This window comes from Vibrio sp. J2-3(2022) (assembly GCF_021725735.1).
In the GTDB taxonomy this organism is placed as follows: Bacteria; Pseudomonadota; Gammaproteobacteria; order Enterobacterales; family Vibrionaceae; genus Vibrio; species Vibrio diabolicus.
On sequence record NZ_JAKKCK010000005.1, the window covers coordinates 203,833 to 215,693 of the forward strand.

Sequence of the window (11,861 nt, forward strand, 5' to 3'; positions counted from 1 at the left end):
CTTTTTTTATGATTGAACTTGATGAGTGACTCATTTAAAATAGTTAGCCTTGCTAACTAAGTGGTGGTGGATTTTATGGCACTAGAAGAAAGCTTGATTGATTTAGAGCGTTTTTGCGCCAAAGCTTGGCGTGTTTATGCCAAAGAAGATCCGTTATCACATCTAAGCTTTAATGAGTTCGATTATTTACGTGTGATTCAGGTTTACCCTGAGGGTGTACGAATAACCGATCTTGCAGAAGAGTTGCAAGTGACTAAGCCTTCCGCATCGACAATGGTTGTTCGTTTGGAAAAAAAGGGTTTGGTGAAACGCATCGCATGTAATGAGGATGCCCGTGCTAAGCGTGTATTGCTGACAGAAGAAGTCGCAGAAAAAATGTCTTTGGAGCAGGTGGTTTACAAAGATATCTCTGAACAAATGATGCAACAATTAAATCAGCAAGAAGCTGAGCAGTTACAAGCTTTACTGAATAAAGCATTGAGCAATAAGTCATTTTAAATTAAACCAAAGGCCTCCGCTGTACGCATTAGCCTTTGGTGTTTCATTTTTCTTTTATTTAATTTAACCATTTAGTTAGTCTTGCTAATTAAATGGTTAGCTTTGCTAACTACTGGTGGCAGTCATGCAAAACTCAATTTATAGACAGTTTTGGAAATATACGATTCCAACCGTCGCAGCAATGCTCGTGAACGGTTTATATCAAATAGTTGATGGCATTTTTATTGGCCGTTATGTTGGTGCTGACGGATTAGCAGGGATCAATGTTGCGTGGCCGATCATCGGTTCCATCCTTGGTATAGGGATGATGATTGGCGTGGGGACTGGTGCGCTAACGTCGATTAAGCAAGGAGAAAACGATCATGAAGGCGCGAAGCGTATTTTAACAACCGGATTGGGGTTGTTAGCGATATTGATGCCGGTCGTTGCTACCATATTGTTCTATTTTGCCGATGAATTTATTCGCTGGCAGGGGGCGGAAGGGCGAGTGTTTGAACTCGCGCTGCAATATCTGCATATTCTGATTGTCGCGTGCGTATTTACGCTAGGCTCTATCGCGGTTCCATTTCTTTTACGCAATGACGACAGCCCGAACTTAGCAACGATGCTGATGGTCATCGGTGCTGTCATTAATATTGTATTAGACTACGTATTTATTGCTTGGTTGGGGTGGGAGTTAACCGGAGCGGCCATTGCTACAGCGCTGGCACAATTGGTGGTAACCGTGCTTGGTATTGGTTACTTCTTTACTTCAAAAGCGACCTTACGCCTTCGAATCAGTGACTTTAAGGTTCAAGTTGATGTTGTACCAAAGATTATAATGATCGGTACATCTAGCTTATTTATGTACGCGTACGGTTCTGTGATGGTGGCAATGCACAACGCATTATTTGCTCAGTACGGAAGTGCAATGTTGATCGGGGCGTATGCTATTTTGGGATATATCGTGACGGTTTACTATCTGATTGCAGAGGGAATCGCGAACGGTATGCAACCTCTAGTGAGCTTCAATCACGGGGCGCGCAACCCGGCGAACGTCAGAAAATTACTGCAAGTCGCAATGGGGACATCTGTGCTTGGTGGTGTAGCGTTTGTGGGTTTGATGAACCTTTTCCCGTACGAGTTGGTCTCGGTGTTTAACAATGCTGATCAGCAGTTGATTGATAGCACGGTGATCGGGATTCGTTTACACATGTTTGCGTTGTTCCTAGATGGCTTTTTAGTCGTGGCGGCTGCGTACTACCAATCGGTAAACAAAGGCAGCAAAGCCATGTTTGTGACACTAGGCAACATGTTGGTTCAACTGCCGTTTTTGTTCGTTATGCCGAAACTGTTTGGCGTGACAGGCATTTGGCTGGCTTTCCCATTGTCCAATATTGCGCTGAGTTTAGTTGTGGTCAGTATGTTGTGGCGGGACGTGAAAAAGCTGCTAAACGAAACTTCGGCTGAGCCAACAGTGCAAGCCTGTTAACAATGGCTGATAGAGAAAAGCGAGGTTGGGTCTCGCTTTTCTTTTTTGGAGAGCTAAATGTTTTTTACTTCTAAGCCAGCTAGCTGATGCCAATAGCCATTGCATTGGCGGCTTTCAAGTTTTTCAGGGTTGTCGCCGTGCTCGTTTGAGCGAAAATGCTCTAACTCAGAAAGTGTACTCACACCGAGAGGGCTTAAGCGGACCACATCAACCAGCCCTTGCATGCTTGGTAAGTCATTGATCAGGTTATAACAATACCCTGATTGCGTTTGAATGCCGTTAAGGTTGAAGACTTCTTGCCCTTCTTGGCTGCTGACCTGGATACCCGTAGGGTATTTGATACAGCAGGTTTCGCAATCGTCTTTCGCTCGGTTTTCAGCTCGGGCTGTGAAACAGCGAGCGGAATACGCTAAAGGTAAATAACCGTGGCTAAATACCTCAACTTCAAACTTGTTACGAATACCCAGCTCGTCACACTGAACTAAAGTATCGTTTAACCATTCGCGAGAGAGCTCGACAGGCATGCACCAACGCATCATACCTTGCTTCAAAAATAAGTTGAGCGTGTGTGCGTTATAAGTATTGATTGCAGGACCAACGACGAAAGGCACTTTATGCTCTGATGCTAATTGAACCGCCGATACGTCATTAGCCTCAATGGCGAAGTCACCGTTATTGATGTACTTCTTCATGATGTTTACTTCACTCGGTGCTTCCAGTAGCGCCATCGTAGAGATAACGACTTGCTTGCCAGAGGCAGATAAGTCTTTAGCGATTTCCAACCAGTGGGCTGATTTCATTTCTCTGCGTTTAGAGCAAACCGATTCACCCAGGTAAATAATGTCTGCAGAGCTTTGTTTTGCTTGTTGGTAGAAGGCTTCTACATCTTGTTTTGGCCAAAAATAGAGTAGTGGGCCAAGTGCGTATTTCATTGAGTTATCCATCTTAACCTCTACTGCCATTTACGGTGGTAAGCACCTAGGGTGGTTTGCGTTCCTTCCGACACATTTGCGAGCGTCGCATCCCATGCGGCCTCAACTTGGTAAGCTTCTGGGTTGGCTTGGTAGCGATCAATCGCGGCTCGCCATGTTCGAGTGACTTGCTCTACGTAAGCTGGACTGCGTTGGCGCCCTTCAATTTTTACAGATGCGACATTAGCGGCAAACAGTTCTGGCAGCATCGAAAGGGTGTTCAAACTGGTTGGCTCTTCCAGAGCATGATAGCATTTTTTCTCACCATCAATTTCTGTTTCAAAACGACCTTTACAGAGCGTAGGGTAGCCTGCGTTTTCTCCTGCGCAGTAGCGGTCAATTAGGATATTGTTTAGACGAGACTCAAGACCTTGATCAGTTTCTTGCCAACGAACGTATTTGGCAGGAGAACAGGCACCCACAGTGTTTGGTGACTCACCCGTCATGTATGATGACAAATAACAACGGCCTTCGGACATAATACAAAGGCTACCAAAAGCAAAGACTTCTAGCTCGACATCGCTAGTGATGTTGCGCGAAAGCTGCTTCACCTGATGAATCGATAAGACGCGAGGCAGCACCACACGTTTTACGTTGAAGTTTTGTTTATAAAAATCAATGGCTGCGATGTTGGTCGCTGATGCTTGCACTGAAAGGTGTAGTTCCAGATCGGGATATTTGCGAGCCGCGTACTCCAGCACTGCAATGTCTGCAACAATCAGCGCGTCCACACCCAGTGCCGCTGCATTGTCTACCGCGTTCGTCCAGCGCTCAAAGCCATTGGGATGAGCGAAGGTATTCAACGCGACATGAATTTTTTTATTGCGGTCATGAACGTATTGCACCGCTTTTTCTAACTTTTTGCCGTTAAAGTTGAGGCCAGCAAAGTGACGGGCGTTGGTATCATCTTTGAAGCCAATGTAGACGGCATCGGCACCGCAATCAATCGCAGTTTTTAACGCAGGCAGGTTACCCGCGGGACACAAGAGTTCCATATGCTCACAATCATTGAGAATAAAAAGGTGTCCGCATTTTATGAAGAATTATGAATAGCGAAATTGACCTAAGTTAGGTTTAGCTCAATAAAGTCGATATTTACCCCTTGAGAGTAAGGGTATCGAGTCGGGGTTAGTTCTTGTGACGACGATTCTGTACAAACAGCTCTTCAATTTCATGTTTTGGCTGTGGGCGATAAAAATGGAATCCTTGAATCGCATTACATTGAAGGTTAGAGAGCAAAGTAGCTTGCTGGTGGGTTTCCACCCCCTCGGCAACGACCGTCAAGTCGAGAGACTTACCCAGATTAATGATGTTTTCAATCACAGTGACCTGTTTAGGTAGCGTGTCGATATCGTTAATAAACGCGCGGTCGATTTTCAGCTCGTCGATAGGGAAGCGCGCTAAGTAGGAAAGGGAAGAGTAACCGGTACCAAAGTCATCGATAGAGAGGGCGAAGCCCAGTTTCTTAATCGCATTCAGCATTTGCAGTGTATGCTCGCTATCACTCATCACGGCACTTTCGGTTAGCTCGAAGGTAATGCAGCTTGGGTCAAGCTCGGTAGTGCGAAGTAACTTTTCCATAAAGTCGATCAGCTGTGGGTTACCAAATTGCTCGGGAGAGAGGTTGATAGCGACACGACCTGGCAGTATGCCTTGTTGTTTCCAACGTTTTACCGTATTGAAAACATCACGCATCACGACGCGTCCAAGGTGTTCGATTAACCCTGCACGCTCGGCGACAGGAATGAATGAACCTGGGCTAATGTAACCTTCGACAGGGTGTTTCCAACGAACGAGCGCTTCGGCACCGTTAATGCTGAAGTCACGCGCGTTAACCTTTGGTTGATACCACACTTCTAACCCGTTCTGCTGCAATGCTTTTTGCAGTTCGATTTCAAGCCACAAACGCATGCGCGCTTCTTTGTTCATCTGGTCGTTAAATTTGATCAGGCGATTTCGGCCACGATCTTTGGCTTCATACATCGCTGTATCAGCATTTTGTAGCAGGATTCGTGCATCTTGCCCGTCTTCAGGGTAACGAACGCTACCAATTGAGCACGCAAGGCGTTTACTGAAGTGGTGCAAGTCGAAAGGCTGGTTGATCAACGAGATAATGCGATCTGACAAAATTTCAGCCATGCGGGTATTTTCTGGTTCTGGCAGAATGACGCCAAACTCATCGCCACCCAAATGACCAATAATCGCTTGATTTGGCAGTAATCGTTTAAGACGGGCCGATACCTCTTGAATCACTTTATCGCCAATGTGGTGACCAAGTGAGTCATTAATATTTTTGAAGTTATCGATATCCAAATAGAACACCAGAAGCGGTGTTTGCTTTTTGATCAGCTGTTCCAAACGTTTGGTGAAGCCAAAGCGGTTGTAGAGTTTGGTGAGCGAATCAATATGTATGTCTTCATTCGATGCAGAAGACAAATTCTTAGGTGTATCGTCAGCGTCTTGGATCAAGATGATTTGAGACTCGCTGCCTAATATCGCCGTGGAATCAGCGTGTAACTGAACTTTTCGTTCAAAGCCACATCTCGCGCTGGTTAAGCAAACAAAAGGCTTGTCAGAAATTAATGTACTCAAACGATGACTAAACACTTTCTTGCTGTTTTCATCGATGAATAAACGGCTGAGCTCTTCGCCTAGCAACTCATGGGGAGAGTTCAGTCCCAGAAGGCGTGCTGATGCAGGGTTGGCAGAGATGATAATGTCATCTTCGATAAGCAGCAGACCGTCAGGCAGTAGTTGTGTTAATTTCGCAAACTTACTTTCGGACTCCTCTAAGGAGCGTACGAGGATCTGCTTTTCTGAAGTATCCACAGCGTGAAAAACGACAAAGCGAATTTCGTTACCTTCAAAAACCGGTGACAGACTAAAGTGCAGGCTTGTTTCAAGGTCGGTTTCATCGAGGGTGATTTCGGCTTCGACATGCGTTCCTTTGAATGCACGCTGATAGTAAGGGGCCAGCTTTTTATAAAACTGCTCACCCAGTACCTGGCAATCGTTTAAGCCGATGATTTCCTCATGACTTAAACCTGCGATATCGCAGTAACGGTCACTTACCATTCGATAATTGTGTTTTTTATCAAGAATGGCAAAGAAGAAAGGGCTATTTGAGGTTAGCGTGGCAAACCAATGTTTTAATTGCTGGGAAGGCATTAGGGTATTACCGATCTCCAATGAGCCAGATTATTCGTCCGTGTATAAAAAGCGACACCCTGATAAGCCTGCGGCGGTCTACTATCAAGTCACAGTATCGCTTGCCATTAAAGGGCTCGCGGTTTTAACTTTACAGTCGACAATCACATGGATACGCTCAGATAACTATAACTTTGAAAATACGGTTGTAAAAGTGTTTATCCACCTGTTCGCATCAATAATACACGTAACTTCAAAAAAAGAAGCGTTAGTGAACAATAATTCACCAATCTAAAATAAGCACTTTATTGATACATAACAGTAATCTCATTGCCACGATTGCTTAATATAGGCAACCTAATGACAAAGTAACGGATAATGAACGTGTTAAACAAGATTCGCAGTCAACTAGTAAAGAACGCAGCTAACATTTTGCGTTCTCCAGTCCAGTTATTACCACAGCCAATTCAGCAAAAAGCATTGCTGGAGGGGCTAAAAATGGTGTTTAAAGAAGCCTTGGAAGATGGTGACTTTGAGTTCCTTGAAGACAAGTGGTTAAAAGTTGCGATTAAAGACTTGAACTTAGCATGGTACATCAGCTATCAAGACGAAAAATTAGTGGTAGCTGAAAAACCAGTTCAGGAAGATGTGAGTTTTAGTGGTAATCTAAACGACCTAGTACTGATTGCTGGTCGTAAAGAAGACCCTGACACACTGTTCTTCCAACGTCGCCTTTCAATTGAAGGCGATACTGAGCTTGGCTTAGAAGTGAAAAACTTAATGGACAGTGTCGACTTAGAGCAGTTACCGAAAGCAATGCAAGTCGCTTTGAATCAATTGGCTGATTTTGTTCAGAAAGGGGTTCAAGCGCCAGCACAACCAACCGGAGTAGCGAATGCTTATTCGAACTGAAGCCCCTGCGGACATTCTTACCATTGACCGCTTATTGAAACACGCCTTCCCGACGGAAGCTGAAGCTAAGCTTGTGATGCGTTTGCGCGAAAACAGCAAATTCACACTTTCCTTAGTCGCGTGTACAGATGAGGGAGAGGTGATAGGCCATGCTTTATTTAGCCCAGTGACCTTAAATGGTGAAGATTTGTCGTGGCAAGGGCTGGCGCCATTGGCTGTTCATGAAGATTACCGTCGCCAAGGCATCGCTGCAGAGTTGATCAAAGAAGGTTTTGATTCACTGCGTGATTTTGGCTATCCAGTGTGTGTGGTGTTGGGCGATCCTGATTATTACGCGCGCCAGGGCTTTCAATCATGCGACGAGATGGGATTCGAATGCGCTTGGGATGTTCCTAAAGGTGCATTTCGTATCGCAGAGTTGGTCGAAGGTCAATGTGCCGGATGCTCCGGACGCATAGATTACGCGCCAGAGTTCTCTGAACTGTAAATGAAAGAAGCCCACTAACTCAGTGGGCTTCTTTCTTAGTTCATTGAAAACTGAGATAGGGAGATTAGGATGACTGGTCACTTTTCTTCTTACCCCAAACCTCTATTTTTGCTTTCTTACTTAGCCCTAAAACATTGAGTTTTCTGCTGCCCCAACTACTGTAAGTCATTTCAATCTGTTTTAGCTTCGCTTCTTTTGAGCCAGGAAGGCTCCATGCACGAGTCGATAATCCACTTGTTAGCACACCCATAGAGGTTAGCTTTTTCTCACTACCGTCCGTCATCAAGACTTTTAAGTCGTTAATGTCTACCGTGCCCTGCACACATTTCAGTTTAATTTTACTGAAGCTGCGATTTCGAAATAGGCTATTTGGTGTCACGGTATCCGTTTCTGTTTGGAATTTGACGGTTTTCGTTGCAATCAGCTCCCACTCATCGCTGCTATTAGCAAAAACACTCATGCTTGTGGTGGCTACCAGTGCGCAAAGCAGCAGTGTAGGTAAGAATTTCATAATGTACCTCATATGTTATACCTACGGTGTGGCCATTGTCATAGGCAGAACAGTTCAATCATTCCAATGTATTGAGGTGTTCCTTGAAGTCCTTTAGGTATAATCACGATTATTTGTTAGGATTGCCCTCGTTCAAATAGGTGACGGAAAATGTCAATTAACGAGAAACAGTATTTACACGAAATGGGCATCAGCACATGGGAGCTGGTACACCCAGATAGATTGGCAGGTTACCAATCGCCAAAAATCGATTTGCAAAGTTCTTGCAAACTCCTGTTGATCTCTCCGGTATGTCCAGAGAATGAGACGGCAGTTTTGTTTGAAAACATCCTAAAGAGTATGAAGTTAACGGTTGACCAAGCGTTACATATTGAGCCAGAGCGATTTCCATTACTTGGCCAGCACGAGCTTGAGTGGGTTTGGTTTGCAGGGTGTGAAGCCGAAGTATTGCCTGACACTAAACCGCTGACATCGCCATTGTTGCAAGATGTGGATGGGAATACCCAACAAAAACGTGCACTTTGGCAACAGATTTGTTCTTACAACAATTCGAGCAAATAAGCATTAATCCCCGTTTTACTGCAATTGGTATTGCACATGAACCCCTAGGTAAATAATGACAACTAAAATCTTACCAATGTGCGCTGAGCACTTAGATCAAGTTTGGCAAATTGAGCAGCAAGCACACTCGCATCCGTGGGCAGAGTCTTTGGTACGTGATTTATCCAGCCGTGGAGCATGTCATCATGTGATGCTCGATGGCGAGATGGTGATTGGCTACTTTTATGCGCAGAATATTGTCGGTGAAGTTACGTTGCTGAATATTGCTATCGCGCCGCATCTTCAGGGTAAAGGCTATGGTCAAAAACTTTTGGATGCGTTTTTAGAACATTGTGAGCAATCAAAAGCGGAGAGTGCTTGGCTTGAGGTGCGAGAGAGTAATAAGCCTGCTATTTATATTTATGAACAAGCTGGATTCAATGAAGTTGATCGACGTCATAACTATTACCCTGCGAAAACTGGCACGGGAAAAGAAGATGCGATCATCATGAGTTATCTCTTCTTTCACTAACGTTAACGCATCCCATAAGGGAAGTCGCCCCTAAAGCGATCAGTTGCCCCTGAGGCAATAATAAGCGAGAATACCGCGCAATATTGAATCTAAAAAGCGTGTTTGCTTTTCGAGCAAGCATTCAGACATCAAAGAAGACCAGTTTCATGTCAAATACACCTTTTCTAAGCGAAGTGTCTAAACGTAGAACGTTCGCTATTATTTCTCACCCGGATGCGGGTAAAACCACCATTACTGAAAAAGTCCTTTTATTCGGAAACGCGATTCAAAAAGCAGGTACGGTTAAAGGTCGTGGTAATGCACAGCACGCAAAATCAGACTGGATGGAAATGGAAAAGGAACGTGGTATCTCGGTAACCACGTCTGTGATGCAGTTCCCTTACAATGATTGCCTGGTAAACCTACTTGATACTCCTGGACACGAAGACTTCTCGGAAGATACATATCGTACTCTAACGGCAGTCGACTCGTGTTTGATGGTTATCGATGCTGCGAAAGGTGTCGAGGATCGTACTCGTAAGCTGATGGAAGTAACCCGTCTACGCGATACGCCAATCGTGACCTTTATGAACAAACTTGACCGTGACGTTCGTGATCCAATGGAAGTATTGGACGAAGTAGAAAACGAATTGGGCATGATGTGTGCGCCTATCACGTGGCCAATCGGCTGTGGTAAAGAATTTAAAGGTGTGTACCACATTCACCGTGATGAAACGATTTTATACGAATCTGGTCACGGTCATGAGATTCAAGAAGTTCGAATCATCAAAGGTCTAGATAACCCAGAGCTTGATGAAAAAGTCGGTGCAGGCCTTGCGGAAAGTGTTCGAGAAGAGCTTGAGCTTGTTATGGGTGCTTGCCCTGAGTTTGATTTGGAAATGTTCTTAACAGGTGACCTGACGCCAGTTTACTTCGGTACCGCATTAGGTAACTTCGGTGTAGACCACATGCTAGACGGTCTAACAGAGTGGGCACCAGCACCGAAAACGCGTCAGGCGGTTGAGCGCGAAGTTGAAGCGACAGAAGAGAAGTTCTCTGGTTTCGTATTCAAGATCCAAGCAAACATGGACCCGAAACACCGTGACCGTATTGCATTCATGCGTATTGTATCGGGTACTTACACGCAGGGTATGAAGATGAACCACGTTCGTCTTGGCAAGCAGGTGAGTATCTCTGATGCAGTAACCTTTATGGCTGGTGACCGTTCACGTGCAGAACACGCTTACGCGGGTGATATCATTGGTCTGCACAACCACGGAACTATCCAGATTGGTGATACCTTTACTCAAGGTGAGTCACTGAAGTTCTCTGGTATTCCGAACTTTGCCCCGGAACTGTTCCGTCGTATTCGCCTGAAAGATCCACTAAAGCAGAAACAGCTACTAAAAGGCTTGGTGCAACTATCAGAAGAAGGTGCGGTACAGGTATTCCGTCCACTACAAAACAACGATCTGATCGTTGGTGCCGTTGGTGTACTTCAGTTCGATGTTGTTGTGGCTCGTTTGAAGTCTGAATATAACGTTGAAGCGATTTATGAAGGCATCAACGTTGCAACTGCGCGTTGGGTTGAGTGTGATGATGCGAAGAAACTGGATGAGTTCCAACGTAAGAACCAAGCAAACTTAGCATTGGATGGTGGTGATAACCTAACGTATATTGCACCAACAATGGTTAACTTAAACTTGGCGAAAGAGCGTTTCCCTGATATTGATTTCCGTGCGACGCGTGAGCACTAATCAAAAAGCGGTTTGGGTAAGCTTTAACGCAAACTAGATTTTAAAACGCCCTTGGCTATAAACTTAGCCAAGGGCGTTTTTTATAAGGATGAGGTATGAACTGGTTTAAACGAGGATTGAAGCGTTACGACGACTGGTGCAAGGAGATGGGGTTAACCCCTGATCAAAAACGCAGCTGCGTTCCGTATCGAAAAGATCCTGCCCATCAAAATGAAGAGAACAGTGAAGCTCTGCTATTTTCTGATTCTCAGTTTGTCGGTACAGATAAAAAGTCTCAAGATGAAGCTCTTTGATACCCATTGTCACTTTGACTTTGATGTATTCCAAGGTGACTTTGCACATCAACTTCAGCTAGCTCAAACGCAAGGCGTGACAAGAATTCTGATTCCTTCAGTGGGACCTCAAAACTGGGCTCGTATTCAAACCTTGGCAGATCAACATGCCAATTTGTATTACGCCCTTGGGTTTCATCCGTATTTTCTTGAAGATAACGTCGAGCAGCACTTTGCTGAGTTGGAACATTATCTAAAACAAAATGTTCCCCAGTGCGTGGCAATAGGAGAGTGTGGGCTAGATTTTGCCATTGATGTTGACCCACAGTTGCAAGAAAAGACACTTGAAGTTCAATTTGAACTGGCTAGACGCTTCGAACTCCCAGTTATTTTACATAGCCGAAAAGCGCACAATCGCCTTATTCAAATGGTTAAAGCGGCGAAGCTCCCTCGTGGCGGTGTGCTACATGCTTTCTCTGGGAGTTATCAGCAAGCAATGGAGTGGGTCAAATTAGGTTTTTTTATCGGTGTAGGAGGAACCATCACCTACCCAAGAGCAAAGAAAACGCGCGACGCAATTCAAAAATTACCACTCAAACATCTCGTGATCGAAACAGATGCACCGGATATGCCTATACTTGGATATCAAGGGGAGTCGAATCACCCAGCCAAACTCATTCACGTCTTTAATGAGCTCGTAGAGTTGCATAACGGCTCAAAGCAATCGATTGCCTCTCAGTTATGGAAAAATAGCAATTTTGCTTTCTCGATATGTGAATAAAAT

At 44.7% G+C, this 11,861-nt stretch carries 13 protein-coding genes; 9 read left to right on the plus strand and 4 right to left on the minus strand.

Annotated features, from left to right (window positions below; translation table 11 throughout):
* Positions 1-75 precede the first annotated feature (75 nt).
* Positions 76-498 carry a MarR family transcriptional regulator gene (locus L3V27_RS18150; RefSeq protein WP_005394653.1) on the plus strand — a complete coding sequence of 141 codons (423 nt, stop codon included), beginning with the start codon at positions 76-78 and terminating at the stop codon, positions 496-498.
* Positions 499-622: 124 nt separating this feature from the next.
* Entirely contained in the window at positions 623-1,969 is a 1,347-nt protein-coding gene (locus L3V27_RS18155) for an MATE family efflux transporter (protein ID WP_237312456.1), read from the plus strand.
* A gap of 53 nt (positions 1,970-2,022) precedes the next feature.
* Here the strand turns inward: L3V27_RS18155 and L3V27_RS18160 are convergent, their stop codons facing one another.
* From L3V27_RS18160 to L3V27_RS18170, 3 genes are all read right to left on the minus strand, one after another.
* Positions 2,023-2,901 (minus strand): U32 family peptidase, encoded by an 879-nt coding sequence (locus L3V27_RS18160; RefSeq protein ID WP_053809267.1) that lies wholly within the window; start codon positions 2,899-2,901, stop codon positions 2,023-2,025.
* 20 nt (positions 2,902-2,921) lie between these two features.
* Entirely contained in the window at positions 2,922-3,935 is a 1,014-nt protein-coding gene (locus L3V27_RS18165; protein WP_237312457.1) for a peptidase U32 family protein, read from the minus strand.
* 133 nt (positions 3,936-4,068) lie between these two features.
* On the minus strand, positions 4,069-6,108 hold the full coding sequence (locus L3V27_RS18170) for a bifunctional diguanylate cyclase/phosphodiesterase (RefSeq protein WP_047008947.1): 2,040 nt from the start codon (positions 6,106-6,108) through the stop codon (positions 4,069-4,071).
* A gap of 363 nt (positions 6,109-6,471) precedes the next feature.
* Here L3V27_RS18170 and L3V27_RS18175 point away from each other — a divergent pair, with 363 nt between their 5' ends.
* Positions 6,472-6,999, plus strand: coding sequence for an SCP2 domain-containing protein (locus L3V27_RS18175; RefSeq protein WP_005394645.1), 528 nt, complete (start codon positions 6,472-6,474; stop codon positions 6,997-6,999).
* Positions 6,983-7,486 carry an N-acetyltransferase gene (locus L3V27_RS18180; RefSeq protein WP_237312458.1) on the plus strand — a complete coding sequence of 168 codons (504 nt, stop codon included), beginning with the start codon at positions 6,983-6,985 and terminating at the stop codon, positions 7,484-7,486. The genes L3V27_RS18175 and L3V27_RS18180 overlap by 17 nt, the downstream gene beginning before the upstream one ends.
* Before the next feature lie 64 nt (positions 7,487-7,550).
* Here the strand turns inward: L3V27_RS18180 and L3V27_RS18185 are convergent, their stop codons facing one another.
* Positions 7,551-7,997, minus strand: a complete 447-nt coding sequence (locus L3V27_RS18185) for a hypothetical protein (RefSeq protein ID WP_237312459.1) — start codon at positions 7,995-7,997, stop codon at positions 7,551-7,553.
* A gap of 150 nt (positions 7,998-8,147) precedes the next feature.
* Between L3V27_RS18185 and L3V27_RS18190 the strand changes: the two genes are divergently transcribed.
* The 5 genes from L3V27_RS18190 to L3V27_RS18210 all read left to right on the plus strand — a co-directional run bounded on the left by L3V27_RS18190 (position 8,148) and on the right by L3V27_RS18210 (position 11,858).
* Positions 8,148-8,558, plus strand: a complete 411-nt coding sequence (locus tag L3V27_RS18190; RefSeq protein ID WP_046875043.1) for a DNA polymerase III subunit psi — start codon at positions 8,148-8,150, stop codon at positions 8,556-8,558.
* Between the two features lie 55 nt (positions 8,559-8,613).
* On the plus strand, positions 8,614-9,069 hold the full coding sequence (gene rimI / locus L3V27_RS18195) for a ribosomal protein S18-alanine N-acetyltransferase (protein ID WP_005394641.1): 456 nt from the start codon (positions 8,614-8,616) through the stop codon (positions 9,067-9,069).
* Positions 9,070-9,215: 146 nt separating this feature from the next.
* The gene (gene prfC, locus L3V27_RS18200; protein ID WP_012841453.1) at positions 9,216-10,805 is read left to right on the plus strand and encodes a peptide chain release factor 3; all 1,590 of its coding nucleotides are present in this window, start codon (positions 9,216-9,218) and stop codon (positions 10,803-10,805) included.
* A 95-nt stretch (positions 10,806-10,900) separates the two neighbouring features.
* Positions 10,901-11,098 carry a DUF5363 family protein gene (locus L3V27_RS18205; RefSeq protein WP_046875042.1) on the plus strand — a complete coding sequence of 66 codons (198 nt, stop codon included), beginning with the start codon at positions 10,901-10,903 and terminating at the stop codon, positions 11,096-11,098.
* Positions 11,085-11,858, plus strand: a complete 774-nt coding sequence (locus L3V27_RS18210) for a TatD family hydrolase (protein WP_046875041.1) — start codon at positions 11,085-11,087, stop codon at positions 11,856-11,858. The genes L3V27_RS18205 and L3V27_RS18210 overlap by 14 nt, the downstream gene beginning before the upstream one ends.
* Positions 11,859-11,861 lie beyond the last annotated feature (3 nt).

Excerpts from the sequence above, each read along its gene's own strand:
- L3V27_RS18150 (WP_005394653.1), top strand. The coding sequence starts at position 76 with ATGGCACTAGAAGAAAGCTTGATTGATTTAGAGCGTTTTTGCGCCAAA.
- L3V27_RS18155 (WP_237312456.1), top strand. The coding sequence starts at position 623 with ATGCAAAACTCAATTTATAGACAGTTTTGGAAATATACGATTCCAACC.
- L3V27_RS18160 (WP_053809267.1), bottom strand. The coding sequence starts at position 2,901 with ATGAAATACGCACTTGGCCCACTACTCTATTTTTGGCCAAAACAAGAT.
- L3V27_RS18165 (WP_237312457.1), bottom strand. The coding sequence starts at position 3,935 with ATGGAACTCTTGTGTCCCGCGGGTAACCTGCCTGCGTTAAAAACTGCG.
- L3V27_RS18170 (WP_047008947.1), bottom strand. The coding sequence starts at position 6,108 with ATGCCTTCCCAGCAATTAAAACATTGGTTTGCCACGCTAACCTCAAAT.
- L3V27_RS18180 (WP_237312458.1), top strand. The coding sequence starts at position 6,983 with ATGCTTATTCGAACTGAAGCCCCTGCGGACATTCTTACCATTGACCGC.
- L3V27_RS18185 (WP_237312459.1), bottom strand. The coding sequence starts at position 7,997 with ATGAAATTCTTACCTACACTGCTGCTTTGCGCACTGGTAGCCACCACA.
- L3V27_RS18190 (WP_046875043.1), top strand. The coding sequence starts at position 8,148 with ATGTCAATTAACGAGAAACAGTATTTACACGAAATGGGCATCAGCACA.
- rimI (WP_005394641.1), top strand. The coding sequence starts at position 8,614 with ATGACAACTAAAATCTTACCAATGTGCGCTGAGCACTTAGATCAAGTT.
- prfC (WP_012841453.1), top strand. The coding sequence starts at position 9,216 with ATGTCAAATACACCTTTTCTAAGCGAAGTGTCTAAACGTAGAACGTTC.
- L3V27_RS18205 (WP_046875042.1), top strand. The coding sequence starts at position 10,901 with ATGAACTGGTTTAAACGAGGATTGAAGCGTTACGACGACTGGTGCAAG.
- L3V27_RS18210 (WP_046875041.1), top strand. The coding sequence starts at position 11,085 with ATGAAGCTCTTTGATACCCATTGTCACTTTGACTTTGATGTATTCCAA.